Genomic DNA, 21,771 nt, shown 5'->3' with positions numbered 1-21,771 from the left:
ATAGCACATAAATTTATGTGCTTCTCCTAAATGGTGAGCAAATTGGTATGCTGATTGTAATAATAAAGTGAAACAAACATTGATTTAATAATAAAAAAGGAGGTTCTAAATCGCTTGCGATTTAAACATCCAAATGTATTACTATTTACTGTTTTCTCCCTCTGAACCGAACCCGTTAGGGCAAGACCTTAAGGCTTTTCTTTTTCGTTTATATATTGTCGTGGGTCCCTCCTATTTACCGAAATCATTTACAAATAGGGAGAATAACCATGACGAAGAACCAGAAAAAAATGACGTTATTTGCTCTAACCTGGCCGATTTTCATTGAAATATTGCTTCATATGCTCATGGGGAATGCCGATACACTTATGCTTTCACAATATTCGGATGAGTCTGTGGCTGCCGTCGGGGTGTCAAATCAGATCCTTTCGCTTGTAATCGTCATGTTTGGATTTGTAGCTACCGGCACTTCCATCCTAATTGCCCAAAATCTCGGCGCGAAAAATGATCAAACGGCTGCTGAAATTTCGATTGTCTCCCTGGGGGCAAACCTGGTGTTTGGGGTATTCCTCAGTATTATTTTATTCGTCTCAGGTAAACCCCTGCTCCGCATGATGGATTTGCCTGAGGAGCTATTGAGCCAGGCAAACACCTACTTAGTCATTGTTGGCGGCTTTTCCTTTGTTCAGGCATTAATTATGACAATTGGAGCAATCATCAGAAGTTACGGATTTACAAGAGATGTTATGTACATTACAATCGGCATGAACATTTTAAATGTAATTGGCAATTACTTATTTATTTTTGGCCCATTCGGTTTTCCGGTATTGGGTGTGGAAGGAGTGGCCATCTCTACTGTCGTCAGCCGATTGATTGGTTTGGCAGCTGCTGTCGCCGTCCTGTTTAAAAGTACAGATAAAGCACTTCCCTTCCGATTACTTTTCCGCTTTCCAAAGAAACATATCAAAAACCTTTTAAAAATCGGGATCCCTTCAGCGGGAGAGCATTTATCCTATAATGGATCGCAAATGATTATTACGATATTCATCGCTGCTCTCGGAACAGAGGCTTTAACTGCAAAGGTGTATACGCAGAATATCATGATGTTCATATTCCTTTTCAGTGTCGCCATCAGCCAGGGCACACAAATACTGATAGGCCATATGGTAGGCGGAAAGGATTATGAGGCAGCCTATAAAAGATGTATGAAAAGCCTGCGCCTAGCCGTCATCATTTCATTCGGGACTGCGGTTCTTTTCTCTCTGTTCTCAGAAAAATTGATGGGCATATTCACTTCTAATCCCGATATCATTAAGGTTGGCAGTATTCTCATTCTGTTGACCATCTTCCTTGAGCCAGGCAGATCGTTTAATTTAGTCGTCATCAACTCCCTGCGTGCAGCCGGTGATGTAAAGTTCCCCGTTTATATGGGGATCCTTTCCATGTGGGGCGTTAGCGTTACCCTTTCCTATGTTCTTGGAATTCATTTTGGACTTGGTCTTGCCGGCATTTGGATCGCCTTTATTGCAGATGAATGGCTTAGAGGAATGCTCATGTTATGGCGCTGGAGATCCAGAGTCTGGATGAATAAGTCGTTCGTGTCTTCAAAAGCAGTTTAAATAAGAAAAGCGGCAGTTACGGCTGCCGCTTCTTTTTATTCTGCAATATTTATATTATAATCCTTAAACCATATATGAATCTGTGCCAGATGTGCTAACAGCTGGGGACCAGTCATGAGCTGCCCAAACCATGGTTCCCGGAATGAGTCACCTCCCGACTCAATAATATTCCTCAGCTGGCTGCTGTCAAAGAATTCATACAGTGCAGATGAGCGGTCCTCCAAGTATCCATTTAGCATCTTCTGGACTGTAGCTGTATATTCCGGATTATGTGTCTTAGGATAAGGACTTTTCTTTCTGTATAACACTTCATTCGGCAGTATGCCTTCAAGTGCTTTGCGAAGGATTCCTTTTTCGCGGTTTCCATGCATTTTGATCTCCCACGGAATATTCCACACATACTCTACAAGCCGATGATCGGCAAAAGGCACCCGTACTTCAAGGCTGGCCCCCATACTCATTCTGTCTTTACGATCCAATAAGGTCGTCATAAAGTAAATCATATTAATATAGAAAAGCTCTCTTCTGCTTGCATCTTCCCTGTTCTCCCCCTCTAACTTAGGAGTTTCGGCGATTGCCTGAAGATATTTCTCCATAGCGTAATCTCGAAGGTTAAGTTTCTTCCTCCAATTATCTTTCAATAGGTCCTGCCTGGCTTCGAGTGACCTCATCCATGGGAATCCTTTCCTCTGTAAGTCTTGCTTTCTATGGAACCATGGATAGCCGCCAAATATTTCATCTGCACATTCCCCTGACAGACTGACAACAAAATCCTTTTTGATTTCCCTGCAAAACCATAGCAGGGAGGAATCGACATCAGCCATACCGGGAAGATCTCTTACATGTACTGATTCGATTAAATCCTCTGCAAGCTGTTTCTGGGTGATTATACTACTGTTATGCTTCGTATTAAAGGTCTGGGACATCTTCTGTATAAATGCTCCATCTGAATTAGGCTGAAACTCATTAGCCTTGAAAAATTCATCATTTCCCTCATAATCTATTGAATAAGTGGCCAGTTGGCCCTTTCCGTCTTTTTCGTAAGCTTTTGCAGCAATAGCTGTAATCGCACTGGAATCCACTCCGCCGGAAAGGAACGTGCATAACGGAACATCCGAGACCAGCTGCCTTGTCACAGCATCCGTAAATAGTTCCCTGACTCGATCAGCCGTCTCCTCAACATTATCCTCATGTGGAGCACTTTTCACATTCCAATAACGCCATACTTTTAGTCCACTTCTCGAAAAAATCAGCGCATGAGCTGGCCTTAATTCATCGATGCCTCTAAAAACACCTGAACCTGGGGAACGTGATGGCCCCAGTCCAAAGATTTCGGCCAATCCTTCCCTGTCGACTTCTGCCTTCACAAGAGGATGGGCCAAAATAGCTTTCAATTCAGATCCAAATAAAATGCCCTGTTTCGTTTCTTTATAAAATAAAGGTTTTACCCCTAAACGATCCCTGCCAATAAATAATTGCTCTTTCTTTTCATCCCAAACTGCGAATGCATATATGCCATTCAAATATTGCAGGCAATTTTCTCCCCATTCTATATAAGAAGTCAGCAAAACCTCAGTGTCAGAATGGCCTTCAAACGAATATCCTTTTATAAGGAGTTCTTTACGGAGATCTTCCGTATTATAAAGCTCTCCATTATAGCAAATCGTATAGCGGTTTTGATGTTTTTCCCTAGTCATTGGCTGTTTTCCGCCTGCCGGGTCTACAACGATTAACCTTTTATGGCCGAATCCAGCATGAACATCTGTCCATATGTTTGTTTCATCTGGACCCCGCTTTGCCAGCGTATCCGCCATTTTGCCAACTGCTGCAGATTCTTTTCTCAAATCCTTTTGGAAATCAATCCAGCCGGTAATTCCACACACATTACATCATCCTTTCAAAGCGGAATTGCATGGGCACATTTTTCATGATGCTATTGTATGCTGGGCCTTAAAAAAAGTTAATTGTCCACATTCAAGCGGTTATAAAAATCGCCAAAACTGTCTAAAAAGAAGTTGAGGAAGTTAATGGAGGTTTTATATGAATAGACAGCAGCGAACAAAGCTTATCGAATATCAATCCCGTGCTTTTACAGAAGGCACTGTAGAGTATATCAATGATCAATGGGTATTTTTTGACCATGAAACAGATGAAGCATCCATACTGGACGAATTCCTCCATCAGGAAATTGAAGTGTTCCGCTTTAAACGCTGGAAAAAAGGCATTTTATTCGAGGATAGCAAGGTGGCATTTGATGATGAGACATTTCACTTGAAGAACCAGGATTCGATTCGCATTCGCAAGCATCTGGTTTTCTCTCTCGAAAGATTATTGGAGGAAATGAATGATGACGCCTTCTACCAGTTCGTAACCACTCTAAATTCCATGCAATTTTCGGTCTATGACTGCATTTATTGCTATAACCAGCTCGCATTCTTTAATGATAAAGACAGGAAAAGCGGTGTTAACTTCATCGTTTTTGATAACCAGGATCATATTTGCAATGTGCAGCATCATTTTTGCTATTATGAAAAAATGAGTGACCGGTTTGAATTTACCTTAAACAGCGGAAAAAGAATGGTAATTGAAAAAATATCATCATAAAGAAACAGCAGCCTGCCTTTGGTGGCAGTGCTGCTGTTTCTTTATGGCGCTAGCTGTGCGTTTGAACGTATTTTGATAGACCTTCCTCAAAATCTTTGGTCATAAGCGGCTTATGTATATAAAAGCCCTGTGCATAATGGCATTTCAATTCCTTTAAAAGCTCAATCTGTTCCAGTGTTTCCACCCCTTCAGCCACCACCTTAACGGAGAGTCCATGTCCCATGGTGATGATGGCTTTTACAATGGCCACATCAGATGTATTTAGTCGAAGGTTATTGATAAACGACCGGTCGATTTTTAATGTATTGATTGGAAGGTCCTTTAAATAACTTAATGAAGAATATCCGGTTCCAAAATCATCAATGGATACCTTGACGCCGATATCCTGCAGAGACTTCATAACTTGTATACTATACTCTACATTTCTCAGCATCGTGCTTTCAGTCAGCTCCAATGTTAAATATTTCGGCTCCATACCTGAAATCTCCAATGCCGACTTAACTTCCTGAAGAAAACCCGGCTGCTGGAATTGATAGGCTGATACATTCACGGAAATGGAGAGAGATTCATAGCCGAGCATTTGCCAGCGCCTATTTTGCCGGCAGGCCGACCTCAACACCCAGCCGCCAATATCCCCAATGAGACCAGTTTCTTCTGCAAGAGGAATAAATTCACCTGGTGAAACAAGTCCAAGTTTTGGATGATTCCAGCGGATCAGGGCTTCGCTTCCATATAAATTGCCTGTTTCAAGGTCGATTAATGGCTGGTAGCATAAATAAAACTCATTTTTCTGCAATGCTTTTCTTAAGTAGCTTTCAAGCTCAAGTCTGTCCATTGCCTGCTGATTCATTTCCATCGAGAAAAACGTGACCCGGTTTCCTCCCTGCAGCTTGGAGCGGTTTGTGGCAATATCAGCATTTTTCAGCAGTATGTGCTCATCAGATCCATCGTCCGGATATAGGCTTACACCAATACTCGCAGTAACAATAAACTCCTGATCCGACTGAAATAAAGGATGGGATATTTCATCTAATATCTTTTTGGAGGCTTTCATAACTTTTTCTATGGTTGCTTCCCTCGATAGTACCAGGGTAAACTTATCCCCACTGAATCTTCCCAAATAAGAACCTGAAGGCAAAACCCTCTCAATTCTTTCGGAAATTTCCTTTAACACCATATCCCCTGCAAAGTGCCCAAGACTGTCATTTATGATTTTAAACCGGTCAATATCAATAGAAAGAACGGCAATTTTCTTCTGTTTCTTCCTGGCTCTCTTTAATTGCATTTCCAATTGTTCTGTAAACTTCATTCTGTTTGGCAGCCCTGTATCCCGGTCAAAAAAAGCCAGTTCTGTTATCTTCTCTTCAATTTTTTTCTGTTCAGTAATATTTCTGCCGATTCCATAAATGCCTACACATTCCCCATAAACCGTAATCGGAATATTTTTCAGCTGAAAGAGATTCTTCTCGCCGGTTTTTGAATCAATATATACATTATAATATTGCTCCTTTCCCCTTAAAGCCCGATAAAAGTGCATTCGGACCCTTTGTACATCCATATCGCTCACATAGGAAAGAGCTGTTTTCCCGATTATTTCTTTCCGGCTGTACCCGAAGGTTTTCTCAAATGCAGGGTTGACACTTGTGAAATTCCCCCTCAGATCAGTTGAATAAACAAAGTCTGCATTATTGTCAAATAGAGATTTATAATATTGTTCTGACATTTTAAGACTGCTGTTTAATGATTTAATATCATCCTGAGAAGCATGCATTAAGTGAGTTAATGAAGTAATCGTATTAAATTGTACGGGTTTTTCATAAACAAATTCATTCTGCTGTTCCTTCTTTGATTCAGCACTATTTTCTGATAAAGCAAGATATGTAAGAGAATGTCCGACCATCTTCGGATCTCCGCCTTTACGGCAGGATATTTCTCCATAAGAGAAAAAGCCGTTAGACGGAGCTATTTTTTGGAACATTGCCAGTTCTTTTTCCGTAAAGTCCCTTGCAAATTGCTTCCTGGCCATGCAACTGTATATAAATATGCTTTCAGGAGAATCCTTGTCAAGCTGTTTTAATTCTTTTAAAGACCGGTCAATAATGTCCTCCAGATTGGCATAAGCAAACGTAAGTGTGTCGCCTGCCTCAACCCTTCTGTTTACTTTAATTGCACCATTTTCAAGTAATTTTATAATAAAAACAGATACTTTTTCTCCACGGTACTGTAAAAGGAACGGGAATTCAGTACCTGATTTGGGCAGTTCCTTAATAAAAGCCTCTCCCAAATAGCGCTTTAAAATAGTTAAAGGCCTCATATCGTCCAGGGAGTAGATGATAGATCCTTCTGCCTTTGTGACAGTAAAGCTTTTTCCAATCTCCTGCCACTGATAATTTTCAAAATGTCTTACTGACAAATTGCCGCTTTGAAGGGCAACTGCCGCAAGCCCATCGCTGGTGATTCCTTCTTGAGTAAAAGAAAAACCCTTCTGGAATAAACCATCATCTCCGGCAAGGCCGCCGGAAATCACCATGTTTGGGTGGGTTTCATTTATCCCTTCCAGGAGGTCAGTGGAATCAACATCAAATCCTGCAGGAAAGATAATTACAGCTTCAGTATTAAAGATAGCAAGTTCCCGTGCCAGGGCCTTGCCCATTTCATAACTGTCTTTAAAATCACTCCTGTTAAACAGGAGTGATTTTAATTCGGTTTTTTCGAAAATAGTAAAGCAAATGATTGTTTGTTTTTCCGTAATGCGCCCTTCATGAATTTCACCGGAAGTTGAACAGCCTGCTATATGTGCAAGTGGAAGCTTATTTTTCAGTTCCTTTTGAATTTCTGCGATAAATAGGTTTTCAGGAGTCCCTGTAAAGACCTGCACAAGCAAATTCGGATATTCAGTCAATTCATTCAAGTCTATAAAACTATTAAGCTCGCTAATATTCTTATATAAACATGTAAACGTCTGTGCCATAAAAAACCCACCATCATAGTAAGATCATTAGACCCGCCGCTGATAGGATTACTCCCTTGTACAGCTGAGACTGCAGATTCAAATTTTTATCCTATAGTTTGCTATAGCTTTAAATTACCATACTTAGTGAAGTCATGATATGACAAAAATAGAAAAAGCTGCCTTTTCGGCAGCCTTTTCTATAAATATCCATATTCACGTCATAAAAGTTAATGGCAATTTAACAAATCCTAAATATAGAACCAGGATTAGAGCGACAATGAACTGTCCCCATAAAATAGAAGTCTTTTCCCCTTTGACAGTACGGATGATAATCATTTCTAACATAGCAATTACCCAAATGCCTACTAATGACTTCAACACATAAAGAAGGTCGATGCTGTTAAGGCTGCTTAAAATCCAAACTCCTGTTCCAATGATTAGCAGATAAAATAATCTCAAAATCATTTGAACCATTTTTAAACCTTTTTGTTTGCCGCTTTTATGCAGTATAAGGGCAATAATAAATAGAACAAGTGCTAAAAACCATGTTGTTATATGGGCATGTATCATTCCAGTGCCTCCTAATGTAAATTCGATATCATCATACCATATTGACTTTGAAATTCCTAAAGTTAAGATGCAGAAAAAGATTATCTAAAGGCAAATTTGTGAACTATTTATGACAAAATGTGACTTATATCATTGACATTCTAAAATTATAAAGTATATTCTTAAAAGCCTGTGTTTTTTACACTGGCCATCTTTATTTTATTTTTCTATAAAGTTGGTCAAAGTTCCTATATTTTCTACTGTAATTTCTACTTTATCTCCCGGCTTAAGAAAACGCGGAGGCTTAAAGCCCTTGCCTACCCCTGCGGGAGTTCCTGTAGCAATAATATCTCCAGGCTCAAGTGTCATGCCCTTTGACAGGACAGAGATGATTTCCTCGATTGGAAAGATAAAGTTTTCAGTATTTGAACTTTGTCGGATCTCTCCGTTTACCTTTGTTTGAATATCAAGCTGATTCGGGTTTTCAACAGCTGATTTATGGACAATCCATGGTCCCATCGGGCATGTGGAATCCAGGCTTTTACCGATGAAAAATTGCTTATGGCGGGATTGCAGATCCCTTGCTGTCACATCATTAATGATCGTATAGCCAAAAATGTGTTCAAATGCTTTTTCCTTTGGAATCGCCCGTCCCTTTTTTCCGATTACAACGGCAAGCTCTCCTTCATAATCCAGCTCTGCAGTGACATTTTTGTGATTCAAGACTGTTGCATCAGGTCCTATGACCGTTGTTGGCGATTTTGTAAAGACCATTATGTACTCTGGAATATCTTCTTTGCTCCCCATCTCAATGGCATGCTCGGCATAATTCTTGCCTACACAAAAGATATTCTTATCCGGACGGGGAATCGGTGCTTCCAATGCAACGGAAGTGAGCGGGTGAAAGAGTTCTTCCCTTGCAGGATTACTGCTTAGCCAATCTGTTAAACTATGTACTTTATCAATGAACTTATCCCCTAAAGCAATACATTCCTTCAAAGTCGCCGGCAACTCACTTTTGCCTTCCATTTTTTCTAAAGCTGTTTTTAGCGGAATCACCTTTGTTCCGGTCTCGTCGAGTAAACCAACACCGCTTTCTGTGCTATCCTTAAAAGTAACAATTTTCATTCTTATCACCTCATTCTATTTTTCACTTTTTTAGTATAATATAAATTTTCAGTTTTTTGGACATTTTTAACCTTTTCTCTTCCAATTAGGGACCTTCAAATAAGTAAAGCTCCTCCAGAGCCATTCGACCGGTCCATAATAATAGCGGGTAATCCATAAGCGGCTGATAAGGACCTGGAAAGCGAAGATGACCATAACTAAAAGTGTCCCCCCAAATGCAGAGACCTTTCCATAGAAGCCTAATCCATAACTGTAAAAAATAAAAGTCGAGATAATAGACTGGAAAAGATAATTTGAGAGCGATAATTTCCCAACATATGAGAGCGGCAGCAGAAATCCTGGTCCATGACTATTGTTTATCATCACCGCTATCCCTAAACCATAAGCAATAGCCAGCAGCGGACCTCCGAATATGTCCTGCATGTAATCCAGTCCGAGGTTGCTTTCCATTATGTAAGGCAGCAATTTGAACAAAAGCCCTGCAGCGAAAGAAATCAGCATAATTCTTATGAGGAGTGCCCGGTTTTTTACTGGTTCCTCAAGCCATCGCAGCTTGGCTGCTCCTCCACCTATTAAAAATAAAGGAAAAATAGATGCCAGCATGATAGGCAGTGAAGCAAGATTATTAACACCTGACCAATCCTGGATGCGCTGTGAGGTAATCTCGGTAAAGCTTCCATTTTGATAGGCCTGTAAGGAAGCTAATGCGGCTTCTTTGTCATAGACTGACAGATCTTCAGGAGGAACAAACAAAACTGTTGCAAAAAACAATAGAACAAATAGCAGATTGGGAATGATATAAAGCAATATTCCGGTTAAAAGCATATTTTTTCCTGACATTTTTACAAATATTAAAAAGATAAAGCCAAAGATTGCATAGTTTATTAAGATGTCCCCATGCCAAATAAGAAAAGCGTGAATGATGCCTATCAGCAGCAAAAAGGAAAATCTCCTAGCAGCCATTCCTCCGAAACCAAGGCCTTTGGCCATTGCCCTCTCCCTCAGAATGACTATCCCATAACCGAACAGCATTGAAAACAAAGGATAGAAGCTTGCCTGCACAAAGATATCGATAAATGCATAGGCCCCTTTATCTGCAGGACTGTCCCACCATTCAAAAGGATCAATGTACAGATATGGTGAATGGAAGGAAAGCATATTAACTAAAAAAATCCCGAGAATGGCAAAGCCTCTCATAATATCCAGCGATATGATCCGATCCTTCTCCAGAACCGGGCTGACCTGCCTGTCCATAAAGCGCCTCCTTCTATATAAAAAATCTTACCTTAATGATAGAGAGCTGAATTCAGCTTGTCCAGAAAAAAAATGCTCCAGCGCATGTAACTGGGCGCTGGAGCTGGCAGGCAATCAACATTAATTAACAAAACGGTCTGTTTTCCCTTTTGACTCCCAATAGCTGTTCCGAAGGTGGATTTTTTGGATTTTCCCTGAAGCCGTTTTCGGCAGCTCATCGACAAAAGTCACTCCCGTTACAGCTTTGAAGTGAGCCAGTTTCTCCCTGGTAAAACTGATAATCTCCTGCTCAGTCAGTGTATTCCCATTTCGCACAACTATAAAGGCATGAGGCGTTTCCCCCCACTTTTCGTGAGGCACTGCTATGACAGCTGCTTCTGAGATAGCAGGGTGCTCGTATAAAACCCCTTCTACTTCAATGGATGAGATGTTTTCCCCGCCGCTGATAATAATATCTTTTTTCCGGTCAACAATTTCTATATTGCCATATTCATCTATATTTCCCATATCACCTGTGTAAAGCCAGCCGTCCCGAATCGCTTCCATTGTTGCCTCTTCATTTTTCCAATAGCCTTTCATTACCCCGTTGCTGCGGACAACTACCTCACCAATTTCTTTGCCATTATGGGCAACTTCTTCACCGCGTTCATTGATTACCCGGACTTCACAGCCAATCATCTGATGTCCTGCCTTTGCTTTCATCCGGTACTGCTGGTTAAGCGGAAGTTCCTGAAGGTGAGAACGAATCGTCGATACTGTGCTTAGTGGAGATGATTCAGTCATGCCATATACCTGTATGAACTCCCATCCAAGCTCCTTTTCCACTCTTGTTACAAAAGCCGGCGGAGGCGCCGATCCAGCTATAACCACCCTGACATCCTGCTCAACAGAAGGAGCAAATTGTTCATAATGCTGCATCAGTGAATTCAGTACAGTGGGAGCCATATGCATGACTGATACTTTATGCTCCTTGAGGGCGTCAAATATCTTTTCCGGCGTAGCTTTTCTCATACACACCTGAGCAGCGCCATTTGCCGTGTAATAAAAAGGAGAGCCCCATCCATTCACATGAAACATCGGCAGGACATGCAGCAATACATCCTGATCGCTGACCCTCAAATGATGCATAGTTGACAACGCATGCAGATAATTATTACGGTGGGTCAGCATGACACCTTTAGGATTACCGGTTGTACCGCTTGTATATAAAAGGCTGCAAACGTCATTTTCGTCCAGAACCTCTCTTTGAAAAGGACTGCTGTCCTGGCTGCCGAGCCATATATCATAATCAGTTTCTTCTGTATTTTCTTCTTTATAATGCACGAAGATTTTTTCCACAGTTTTCAGTTGATCTTTTACAGGAAGTATTAGATGGTAAAGGTCCTGATCTACAAACAGAATTTTGGATTCGCTGTGATTCAATATAAACAGATAGTCTTCCGGCTTCAGCCTGATATTTAGCGGAACCATTATTCCACCCAGCTGAAAAACTCCATAAAACCCCTCCAGCATTTCAACTGAATTGGGTGCCAGGTAAGCAACCCTGTCCCCTTTTTGAATACCTGAAACTTTTAAACCATGAGAGAGTTGATTAACCCTTGTGTTCAATTCCTCATATGTAAAAGTTCGATCATCTGCAAAAATGGCTTTCTTGGAACCGTAAAGGGACACTGCACGGTCTAAAAACTGCGTAAGTATTAATGGAACACTCATTTTATGACACCTCACAGAAAATTTTGTTCATTTAATATTATCACAAAATTCAAAACAGTTTCACGCTATTTTTGTCTGTTATATAACATTTTAGTTTCGCCTAGAATTAACGTACAACCGAGAATTATTGGGCTGATTAATCACATTCAGCAATTAGGCACATACGATATACAAGAAATCATTTTAAAGGGTGTTATATATGCCAGCTATTGTGGGAGTCGCACAGGTCATATCGATCGGGAGCAGTTCTGTCTTTAATATTGGGGACGTTTATAAAATCATGCCAGTTTCTAACGCCAAGACCTTTTCAGGTGCCGGATCGTTTAACACTGGGGATGGCCTGAATGTTTACAATCACCGGAGCACAACAAACACTTATGATTGTGATGGCGTGGATCAGGGTAATTATTTCAATGCTTAAAACGGGTGATACTATGAATTTTTATATACAGCAATCCATTCATATTAATTTTATAAAGATCGGCGGGATCACAAACTCTTCCGTCATGCAGATTGGAAGTGCAGGCATTATAAAGCCTGCGGCTTATTTGTATAACACTGGCGGCTTTACCGAGCCTGCACCTGAAGCGGAAGGTCCGGCGCCTGCGGGACCTTCTGGGGAAAGTGTTTTTCTGTCACCTTCTGTACCTCTGACTGGTGCCCAGAAACGATAATTTCATTTTTTTATAAGCGAGGTGGTGCGCTTGAATCAGCAATTAAATACCTATATTCAGCAATTGCATGCTTTTGTAGAAGCACAGGAAAAGCGAATACGGAGACTTGAAGCTGCGGTGAAAAAACTTCAGGAAGAAACTGAAGTTCTGAAAAGCCGTCCGCCAATGCAGGTCGATCGGATTGAGTATAAATTTGACCAGCTTAAGGTAGAGTCTCTTGAAGGTACTTTAAATATTGGCTTAAACCCTTCTGAGCTGCAAAACATTGAAGATTTTGCCGTAGATAACAAAAACATTAAAGCACCTATTTCGCCTAAAAACCAGATGAAGAGAACGATGGAAATCGAAGACGCCATTTATCAGTATTTAGAACGGGAACTTCCTGAAATTACAGCTTATGCCCAGAAGGAATTAAATGTCAATGTAGATGACTCGTATATTACTTTTATTAAAGAAGATATCAAGAAGCAGCTGCCTAACCGGATTGACTTCTATATCCAGAAGCAGGCATCTGATCGCTCCGGGCAGGAAAATAACGAAGAGATTATCGAGCTGATAAAAAAGGAGATCCACAATGGGGTCTATGCCTTTATTTCGCATTTGCCGGAGAATATGAAGGGAATGAATAATGAATGAATTATCAGGTATATAACAGAGATCTGTGCGTTGGCAGCATAAGAGTACTGGGTGTATCCAGTTCATCTGTTTTGATGGTGGGGGATACACAAACGATCCAGCTGGCCGCCACTTTTGATACACCCGCTGAGTCACTTCTGATAGGGCCATTTGTGCCTCTGACACCGGAGTAAGCGGCCTATGCTGCAAAGAACATCATCTGTTGATAAGATCAATATTGACACCATTGCCTTTTCTTCTGTATTTGAAATTGGGGACTCATGCTTTATTAAAGGATTCTCAAGAGCGATTGCTGCCCAGCGTGAAGTTGAGTATTTTAACGCGAGGGAAGGGAATTTTTCAGTCTATCCTGTATTCAGGGAACCCATTCCTTTGATCCCTATTAAAGAAAACATAACGATGCAGACAACACAGCTCAATCCGATCATTCGAGTTCAGAACATTGATATTATCGGGGTTTCCTCATCATCTGTCATTCATATCGGCAACAGTGAGAATATTTCAATGGAAGCCCGAGTCAAGCATATCCGTCAGGTATATCCCAAAAACAGTACTTCTCAAGAATGACAATTTTTTCGTAAAGGATGTTTTACATGCCAGCTATTATCGGACCGGTACAAATCATCAATGTCAGCGGGGGAATTGTTCAATTCGGAGACTCCCTTTATATCTCTCCTAAAAACAATTCCAAATCAACAACCGGACAGGGTGCCGCTAACACAGGCGGTTTTATCATTACGAACAATGGCCTTAGCGCCAGTAACGTTCTGGATACAAGTCTGGTTGATCAGCCTAATGTCGGCAATAACTAATTTAAAGAGCGTATCATGGACGATAGCACCTTTGTTATCGTCCTTTTAATTTCCTTTCTTCGACTTCCTTGCTTTTGTCAGCTTAGATGATGGCTGCTTCCTGATCCATTTCAAAAATTTCCTGACTTTATCATCCTGCTGCAATAACTCGATTGAATTCAGCCGTACAGCCAGCTCTGCATTCGTATATAAAGCATGAATCTGCTTATGGCAAGGTTTGCATAATTCAGCGGTCGGCAGGAAGGTGCCCCCCAATTCTTTCGGCGTTAAATGGTGGACTGTTATATCAGTATCCTCTCTCAGGCACAACTCGCAGACGGTTTCTGTGCGTTTTTTTTTCATGCTACCCCTCCTTCATCTTTACATTACCCTTTATATTCGGACGGTAGTATATCGCGGGGATGTTTTATAAATACACCTGCTGTACATAAACTAAAGCCGGCAAGTTCCCTTGCCGGCTTTTTCTATAACTTAATTGTGTGAGCACCATCAAAGAAAAACAGGTATCTTTCATTGACTTCTCTTTTTAAAATCTGTTCCAATGCTCTGGTGTACATATCAATTTGTACTTTGTACCTGTTTTCAAGAACGGGTTTGGCTTCAGCAAACCCTCCCTTATAACGGCCGCTGATTGCATCCGTTTTATAATCCAGGAGCACCATACCATGCTCATCTTCAAATACACAGTCCACAATCCCCTGGATGAGAACAGGTTCATCTTCACCCTGCCAATCTGAATAAATTTCCCGGGCAGGGAAAGATAAACTGAATGGAATTTCTCGGCGTACCGATATAGCCTGAACCATTCTTTGTCCCAGTTCAGTTTCGAAAAATTGCAAGATCCACTGTGGGTCAATACTGGCACACTGCTCTTCAGTGAGCAATTCTTTCCTGACCATCTCATCCATTTTGGAGGATATTGTTTCCACTGTTACAGACCGGCTGAAATCAAGATGCTGCATGACAGCATGCATAGCAGTACCCCGTTCAGCTGGAGAAAGCGATTTTTCCTGCATAAAGCGAGGCCGGCTGAGCATTGGTTTACTGATTTTACGGATTAATTCAGTACCGCTGTCTTCTTCAGAAAAAATCTCCCGCTGCCTTTTCACTTCGGAGACCGATTGTTTAGATTTGGCTTGAGCTGCCTGCTTAAAGGTATATTTCCAGGAAAGCTGTTCCTCAACTTTATCCTTATGAGCGGATTCTACCGGAACAGCTTTTCCTTCATAAACCAATTTCAGCAAATCCGTTTCGCCCTCATTGGCTTCTTCCGGAAGAACAGCAGCTTCTTCACTTTTAATTATGGTTATATTCCAGCAGGAAGGGTGTTCAAGTATATCACCCAGGACAAGAGGATCTACCTGCACATCCGCTCTCAATGCCTCGCAATCCCGATGCCGGACAAGAGACGGGCCAATCCAGTCCAGATAACTGTTTGCAGAAGCCCTTTCATACTCATTCAGTAGCCATTCTTTATGTTCGGATACCTGCAGCCACTTATTTAATTTTTTATCTGCACTTTTGACAGACGAAACCAGGTACAGCTTTTCCTTCGCCCTCGTTAAAGCAACATATAGAACCCGCATTTCTTCAGCTAGCATTTCCATTTTCTTTTTTCGTTTAAAAGCAATTTGCGGCAGAGAGGGATACGAAATTCGCTTCTCGGCATTTACATATTTTGCAGCAAATCCAAATTCCTTATCAAGCATATATTGCTTTTTCAAGTCCATCGTATTAAAGTTGCGTGCAAGCCCTGCAATGAAAACAAAGGGAAATTCAAGACCCTTGCTGCTGTGGATTGTCATAAGACGGACAACATCTTCCTGCTCACCTAAAGCGCGGGCAGCACCAAGATCATCGCCTCTGTCACGCATTCGTTCAATAAACCTTAAAAAACGGAATAATCCTCTGAATGAAGTCGCTTCATACTGTCTGGCTCTGTCGTACAATGCGCGAAGATTTGCCTGCCTCTGTTTTCCGCCTGGCATCCCGCCGACAAAATCATAAAATCTGGTTTCTCTATAGAGATGCCAAATCAGCTCAGAAAGGGAACCCTGGCGCGCCATTCCACGCCATTCTTCAAGAGCATTAAAAAATGGCCAGACCTTTTCATATAATTCTCCCGTTTCAAGGGTTGGATGATTCCGGCAAAAAGAAGTTAATGCTTCATAAAATGAACCCCTTTTATTCTGAATCCTGATTTGCGCAAGCTCTTCTTCGGTCAAACCCAAAATAGGAGATCTCAGAACCGATGCCAGTGGAATATCCTGATACGGATTATCTATCACTTTTAGAAGCGACATCATAATCGCTACCTCTGTTGCTTCAAAATAACCGCTGGAAAGACTGGCATAAACAGGGATGCCCTGCTGTTTGAATTCCTCCATTATCTGAGGAGCCCATGTCATGGAACGAAGCAGGATGACAATATCCCTGTACTTGGCAGGCCTTCCGGAATGAGTCTTTGTGTTGTAAACTTCTTTCCGATTCCCAATGATTTCTTTAATTTTAGAAGCCATATATCTGGCTTCGAGCTGTGACTGTGCTAAATCTTCGCTGTCAAAACACTCATCCATGGATTCAGGGTCCGGTTCTCTCTTTTCGTTTCCTTCAAGATCGATAATAGCAAGCTCAACAGGCTGCTCCTGGTCCTCTGAATAGGGAGCTCCTTTAATAAGTTCGGCTGCCTGGTCATACTCTATTTCACCGACAGACGTCCCCATAATCTGCTTAAAGATATAGTTGGTACCATGCAGAACTTCTTTACGGCTTCTGAAATTTCGCGCCAGATCAATTCTGAGCCCTGCTCTTTTTCCATCCCGGTCAAATCGCGTGTACTTGCTCAGAAACAGATTAGGCTCTGCAAGGCGGAAACGGTAGATTGACTGCTTAACATCCCCTACCATAAATAAATTTCCGTTCTCTTCTGAATCTGCGGTTACCAGCTGCAAAATAGCTTCCTGAACCATGTTGGTATCCTGATACTCATCAACAAGAACTTCTTTGAACTGATTTCTGCAGACATGAGCCGCTTCTGAAGGCAAAAGCTGTCCCTCCACATCTGGTAGTGAAAGAATGTCAAGGCAATAATGCTCTAGATCCGCAAAGTCAACAAGCCCTTTTTCGGTTTTAACCTGATCAAAGCGGATGGAGAATGCTTTAACCAACCTCACAAGCTCTTCTATATGGGGCTTCATTTCCGCCATATCACGCATGAAGCTTTCCTGTCTGCGGAAAAACAGTTCTTCCTGCAGGCCGGTTATGATTTTCTTGGCCTGTTCCCTGAGTTTTTTGGCTTTTTCGACCAGTCCTTCATCATATTCATCGCCCTTACACGTTTTCGCTCTGCCAAAAGACCAAGATTGCATCGCTTCATACAGCATCGTCCATGAATCATTTTTCGCTTCAATTAGTGTATTTACAACATGCAGATCTGCGATAAAGTTCTCTGCTCTCGGAGCCGGTCCCCCTGGAAGCTTGGTCAGCTCAAGCCCATATTCAAGCAGCTGTTTGGCTCCTTTCAGCTGAAGATCAATATCCTCCAAAAGCGAACGGACAAATGGAAGCTGTTCGAGACTGCTGACTCCCTCCACATCATACATCTCAACAATTGAATCAAGATAATGATCAGGCGAAGGGTTGGAACGGGCAAAATCGTATAAGTCCCTTATTATATCCTGAAGGGCAGTGTCACTTCTGTCATTTGTAAAAGTGTCAACAAGTGCAAAGAATCCTTCATTTCCCTCTTTGCCGTATTCCTCTTCGAAAAGCTCTTCGAGTACTTCATCCCTTAAAAGCTGTACTTCAGTTTCATCAGCAATCCGAAAGCCCGGATCAATATCCGTCATGTAGTAATATTTGCGTATCATCTCTAAGCAAAATGAGTGTAAAGTCGAGATGGAAGCTCTGTTTAATAAGCTTACCTGTTTTCTGAGGTGAGCAGATCGCGGATTATCATTAATCGCTTTTTCAAGAGCCTCGCCGATTCTGTGCCTCATTTCAGCTGCCGAGGCATTTGTGAAGGTCACAACAAGCAGTTCATCGACATTAATAGGATCTTCATCTGCGATAATTTTATTGATAATCCTTTCAACCAAAACAGCGGTCTTCCCTGATCCGGCTGCTGCAGCCACCAGTATATCCTGGCCCTTGGCCATGATTGCTTTCCATTGATCATCGGTCCAGGTTGCACCTTCCGGCTTAGGCGGTATGGTCATTTTCATCTCCCTCCACCTCCTTCTTGATGATTTCAATCATGTCTTCTTTTGGTTTAGGAGTAAATAATCTGTAATCATTTGTTTCAAGAGATTCATCAAATTGGCAAACAGATTTATAGGCACAAAATGTACACGGTGTTTTTTCCTTCATTTTATATGGGGCAATTTCAACATTTCCCTCAGTAATTTTATTGCCTGTACTCCTATACATATTTCTTACATAGCGGCGCAAATAATCAAACTCCTGCTTACTTGCTACTTTAGACCGCTTCGAAAGGGTGCCGTCCTTTTTGAACCCCGCTGAGATAATGGATGAGTCGCCGGTCTCAATAGTCTGGTCCATTAACCTGATTACATTTTCATCTCCGAGCAGGAGGCCATTCATTTTGAATTTCTTATAGAGTTCCTGCTCGATATCCTCCAAAGTCATCATTTTTGAAGTGCTGACGATCGGGTTATGGACATGGAAGTAAAGAACTCCTGCCGGATCGGCCTTTGTTCCAATTAAAGAGCCGGAATGGGCAATTATGATGTCCAGATATGTCAGCATCTGCAGAGCAATGCCGTAGTAAACCTCACTTACATTCAGATCCTTGGAGCTGGATTTGTAGTCAATTACCCGTAAAAATGTCCCGTTTTCATCCTGAGCCTTGTCCACTCTGTCAATTCTTCCTACAAGCTCCATTTTAGCTCCGTTTTTAAGAGGAAAAGCAAGCGAAGGTAGCTCGCCTTTCGGACCAAACCCGAGTTCGAGACCCACCGGCGAGAACCCGCTTGATTTGGCATGCTCGCTGATGACATATGAAGCCCTGCTGATAATTTGCTCTAGCTTTCTCTTAATATAGTGATGCCTGTTCGAGCTTAAGAGAATTTCATTTTGAAGTTTAGGCGCAAGCATTTCAACCGCTTCTTTTGCAAGAATCTCGCACTGTTCCCTCGTCATATCTGTCCATGAAAGTTTCTGAGTCATAACTGTTTCTGCAATAAATTTTAAAGCAGCATGGAAAAGATCCCCGATATCCGGTGCCTCCAGGCGGTATACCTGTCTTTCCCGCAGCCTTAGTCCATGCTGAGCAAAATGGGAAAATGGACAGCTATGGAATAATTCCATTCTCGAAACACTCGCCTGAATATGATCGCCATATAATTCCTTACTGACGTCTTCACCAAGCTGAAGTGTCCTGTTTTCATAATTAAGGCTGGAAAGCACCTTCAATGCAGGCCTTCTCCACTGTTCATTTTTAAGGTAATAGTTATAGACATCCCACCAGAGGTCATAGATTGGGTAGCTGCGTTTTTTGAGCTGAAGCTGTGAAGTCAAATACGATAATGCTGTATTAAGGTTATCAGCATACTCCAGCTGCTCTGTTTCTTTAAGCTCTGCCGGATCAGACATGAAGGAATGATGCCTGCAATCAGGAAATAAATCTCCCAATCTCTTAATATAAGGAGACGGCATAAGTGCCTTACCTTCTTCATTTGCCAATGGATAGCTTATAAATAGCTTTTCTGAGGGAGTAACAAACGCTTTATATGCTATAAATTCCTCATCAAGCAGACGTGTTCGGCTTCCAGGAGCCAATTTCATTCCGTTCGTGTTCAGGGTTTCCCTGTCGTCATCCGCCAGCACCCCATCCTCTGAGAATTTGGCAGGAAGTACTCCTTCATTTAGCCCAATAACAAAGGCAGCTTTAATATCAGTTAGCCTTGATCTTTCCAGATCGGCCGCCATAACCTGGTCAATGGCAGGCGGAACAAGCGTAAAGCGAAGCGACTCCAGTCCGGCCTCAAGAATGGATGCAAAGCGCTTAAGGCTTATTTCTTCTTCACCAAGCATTTCCACATATTGATCCAGAAGCTCCATAATGGCATTCCATGCTTGTCCATGTTCCCTTGACTTAACAAGGTTCCCTTTATCCTCCTGAGCAGTTTTCCATTTCTCAATCTTCAGCGGAATATCCAATTCTTCCATGTATAGGAATAAGGCTTCACAAAAGCTGCGACCATCAGCAGCCTTTCTCAAGCGCCTATGCAGCCTTAATATTGGGCTTGTAATCATTTCGCGCAGATCATTTAACTCATCTTCTACTTTTTTCTCGGCATCAGTCTGGGCAACTGCTTCAAATTCCAGCCCTCTGATTCTTCTATATGTCCATCTCTTCTTTTTCGTCCATTTGTCTCCTTGAATGCCATTAGCAAGAACATAGTTCTCAAGTCTGTCCATTTGCTCACGAAGCTTTCCGGGGCTTAGCTTGGACGGAAAAATCAGCTCTGTTTTTATAGCTCTGAAAATCGGTTCATATCGCCAATTCCCATTGATTATCTCAAGTGTTGATCGGATTAACTCAACGAGCGGGTGATTCATCATTGTTCTTTTCTGATCAATAAAAAATGGGATGTCGTAGTCACGGAACACTGTTTCAATCATGTCATGATAATCCTGGCCGTTTCTTGCCAGTACAGCAATATCACGGTAGCGATACCCATCTGTACGAACAAGCTTATTAATTTCCCTGGCAACGCCCTCAATTTCGGCCCTCCTGCTGACTGCCTGTCCAATGTGTATGTCCGCATCTCCTGTAAATGCCTCTGCTGGCCTGCTGTCAAAATGGGATTCAAGATGCTTAAGTGAAGGCTTTGTCCACCTTTTTTGCTCGGAAAGGATCATCTCTTCCACATCCAGCTTGTTGCGGGAAGCCAATTCTTTGATTGTCTGATAATTCTCTCCCGGCATTCTGAATAAATGAAGCTCATTAGAAGCATTATTCTTAAACAGCTGGTCAAGTGTTAATGTAATGGTGACGTTTTTACACTGCTTCATCAGCTGTTCAACAATTGCATATTCCTGTGGTGTAAAGCTGTAAAAGCCATCTATATAAACCTCTGCATTTATTAGATACTCTGAATCGGAGGCTTTTTCCGCAAGCAGGCGGAAATAATCCTCTGAATCTGTATATTTATCATAAAGGGATTCCTCAAAGTTTTTATAGATTATCTCAAGATCATGCAGCTTGTCCTGGAGTGCCTTATTTGACTTCCCGTTTGCCGAGAGCTGGTTTTGCCTCTCCGCCAGTTCTTCGGGAACTACACAATATCGTTTAAATTCGGTCATTATTTGTTCTACTTGCTGAATAAAGCCATTTTTGTCTGCAGCCCTTTGAAACAGCTTAAGATCATCCTTTTTATCTTCGATGATTTTGCGGATCAGCATACTGATGCCTACACTATTAAGATGGTATCTGCTCATGCCGCCTGTTTCTTGAAGAATTCTCCATGCGAGGCGCGTGAAAGAGTACACCTGGCTGCGGATCATTCCGCCAAGGCCAGGTGTCGTTATTAATTTATATTCTGAAAGGAACGTCATTTGTTCCGGCACTAAATAAATGATTGGATCTCCATCCGGATTAAACCGCAGTTCATCACGGATTTGGTTAAGGCAGTATTCCGTTTTACCACTCCCGGAACGGCCTATCAATAAACGTAGGGTCATATTTTTCCTCCTACCAAAGGGTCTCTTTCTATCAGTATTTTATCATATTAGCTGGCCAATTTTTCGAATGGGGCTTTTCAAAATGATGGGAATGACAACTTTCCTCCCAACTGGTCCTTGCA

17 protein-coding genes are annotated in these 21,771 nt (G+C 41.7%); 8 read left to right on the top strand and 9 right to left on the bottom strand.

The window, feature by feature from the left end; translation table 11 throughout:
- The first annotated feature begins 269 nt into the window (after nucleotides 1-269).
- Nucleotides 270-1,619 (top strand): MATE family efflux transporter, encoded by a 1,350-nt coding sequence (locus M3205_RS16280; RefSeq protein WP_251170887.1) that lies wholly within the window; start codon nucleotides 270-272, stop codon nucleotides 1,617-1,619.
- A 35-nt stretch (nucleotides 1,620-1,654) separates the two neighbouring features.
- Here M3205_RS16280 and asnB read toward each other — a convergent pair whose 3' ends face one another.
- The gene (asnB, locus tag M3205_RS16275) at nucleotides 1,655-3,502 is read right to left on the bottom strand and encodes an asparagine synthase (glutamine-hydrolyzing) (RefSeq protein ID WP_251170886.1); all 1,848 of its coding nucleotides are present in this window, start codon (nucleotides 3,500-3,502) and stop codon (nucleotides 1,655-1,657) included.
- A 157-nt stretch (nucleotides 3,503-3,659) separates the two neighbouring features.
- Here asnB and M3205_RS16270 point away from each other — a divergent pair, with 157 nt between their 5' ends.
- Nucleotides 3,660-4,223, top strand: coding sequence for a DUF2777 domain-containing protein (locus M3205_RS16270; RefSeq protein WP_251170885.1), 564 nt, complete (start codon nucleotides 3,660-3,662; stop codon nucleotides 4,221-4,223).
- A 49-nt stretch (nucleotides 4,224-4,272) separates the two neighbouring features.
- On the opposite strand, the gene M3205_RS16265 is transcribed toward M3205_RS16270, so the two are convergent.
- From M3205_RS16265 to M3205_RS16245, 5 genes are all read right to left on the bottom strand, one after another.
- Nucleotides 4,273-7,194 carry an EAL domain-containing protein gene (locus M3205_RS16265; protein WP_251170884.1) on the bottom strand — a complete coding sequence of 974 codons (2,922 nt, stop codon included), beginning with the start codon at nucleotides 7,192-7,194 and terminating at the stop codon, nucleotides 4,273-4,275.
- A gap of 195 nt (nucleotides 7,195-7,389) precedes the next feature.
- Nucleotides 7,390-7,746: a YisL family protein gene (locus tag M3205_RS16260; protein WP_251170883.1), complete on the bottom strand. Its 357-nt coding sequence runs from the start codon at nucleotides 7,744-7,746 to the stop codon at nucleotides 7,390-7,392.
- Nucleotides 7,747-7,944: 198 nt separating this feature from the next.
- Complete coding sequence (locus tag M3205_RS16255) at nucleotides 7,945-8,853, bottom strand: fumarylacetoacetate hydrolase family protein (protein ID WP_251170882.1); 909 nt, start codon at nucleotides 8,851-8,853, stop codon at nucleotides 7,945-7,947.
- Between the two features lie 66 nt (nucleotides 8,854-8,919).
- Complete coding sequence (locus M3205_RS16250; RefSeq protein ID WP_251170881.1) at nucleotides 8,920-10,107, bottom strand: DUF418 domain-containing protein; 1,188 nt, start codon at nucleotides 10,105-10,107, stop codon at nucleotides 8,920-8,922.
- Nucleotides 10,108-10,227: 120 nt separating this feature from the next.
- Complete coding sequence (locus tag M3205_RS16245) at nucleotides 10,228-11,820, bottom strand: long-chain-fatty-acid--CoA ligase (protein WP_251170880.1); 1,593 nt, start codon at nucleotides 11,818-11,820, stop codon at nucleotides 10,228-10,230.
- A gap of 199 nt (nucleotides 11,821-12,019) precedes the next feature.
- Here M3205_RS16245 and M3205_RS16240 point away from each other — a divergent pair, with 199 nt between their 5' ends.
- Genes M3205_RS16240 through M3205_RS16215 form a run of 6 tightly spaced genes read left to right on the top strand, consistent with a single transcriptional unit; the run spans nucleotide 12,020 to nucleotide 13,942 of the window.
- Complete coding sequence (locus M3205_RS16240) at nucleotides 12,020-12,241, top strand: spore germination protein (RefSeq protein WP_009331280.1); 222 nt, start codon at nucleotides 12,020-12,022, stop codon at nucleotides 12,239-12,241.
- 13 nt (nucleotides 12,242-12,254) lie between these two features.
- Nucleotides 12,255-12,494 (top strand): spore germination protein GerPB, encoded by a 240-nt coding sequence (locus tag M3205_RS16235; protein WP_251170879.1) that lies wholly within the window; start codon nucleotides 12,255-12,257, stop codon nucleotides 12,492-12,494.
- 30 nt (nucleotides 12,495-12,524) lie between these two features.
- The gene (gerPC, locus tag M3205_RS16230; protein ID WP_251170878.1) at nucleotides 12,525-13,130 is read left to right on the top strand and encodes a spore germination protein GerPC; all 606 of its coding nucleotides are present in this window, start codon (nucleotides 12,525-12,527) and stop codon (nucleotides 13,128-13,130) included.
- Complete coding sequence (locus M3205_RS16225; protein WP_251170877.1) at nucleotides 13,127-13,303, top strand: spore gernimation protein GerPD; 177 nt, start codon at nucleotides 13,127-13,129, stop codon at nucleotides 13,301-13,303. Before gerPC ends, M3205_RS16225 begins: the two co-directional genes overlap by 4 nt.
- Nucleotides 13,304-13,310: 7 nt before the next feature.
- Nucleotides 13,311-13,697 (top strand): spore germination protein GerPE, encoded by a 387-nt coding sequence (locus M3205_RS16220; protein WP_251170876.1) that lies wholly within the window; start codon nucleotides 13,311-13,313, stop codon nucleotides 13,695-13,697.
- A 26-nt stretch (nucleotides 13,698-13,723) separates the two neighbouring features.
- A complete protein-coding gene (locus M3205_RS16215) occupies nucleotides 13,724-13,942 on the top strand; it encodes a spore germination protein (RefSeq protein WP_095243861.1) in 219 nt (72 codons plus the stop codon).
- A 45-nt stretch (nucleotides 13,943-13,987) separates the two neighbouring features.
- On the opposite strand, the gene M3205_RS16210 is transcribed toward M3205_RS16215, so the two are convergent.
- The 3 genes from M3205_RS16210 to addB all read right to left on the bottom strand — a co-directional run bounded on the left by M3205_RS16210 (nucleotide 13,988) and on the right by addB (nucleotide 21,649).
- Complete coding sequence (locus tag M3205_RS16210) at nucleotides 13,988-14,284, bottom strand: HNH endonuclease (protein ID WP_251170875.1); 297 nt, start codon at nucleotides 14,282-14,284, stop codon at nucleotides 13,988-13,990.
- A 122-nt stretch (nucleotides 14,285-14,406) separates the two neighbouring features.
- Nucleotides 14,407-18,165: a helicase-exonuclease AddAB subunit AddA gene (addA, locus tag M3205_RS16205; protein ID WP_251170874.1), complete on the bottom strand. Its 3,759-nt coding sequence runs from the start codon at nucleotides 18,163-18,165 to the stop codon at nucleotides 14,407-14,409.
- Complete coding sequence (gene addB, locus M3205_RS16200) at nucleotides 18,143-21,649, bottom strand: helicase-exonuclease AddAB subunit AddB (RefSeq protein ID WP_251170873.1); 3,507 nt, start codon at nucleotides 21,647-21,649, stop codon at nucleotides 18,143-18,145. Before addB ends, addA begins: the two co-directional genes overlap by 23 nt.
- Nucleotides 21,650-21,771: the final 122 nt, after the last annotated feature.

The organism is Cytobacillus firmus, from assembly GCF_023715565.1.
GTDB lineage: Bacteria > Bacillota > Bacilli > Bacillales > Cytobacillaceae > Cytobacillus > Cytobacillus firmus_C.
Note: the sequence above shows the minus strand (reverse complement) of the source record. Positions and strands in the feature narration are given on the sequence as shown.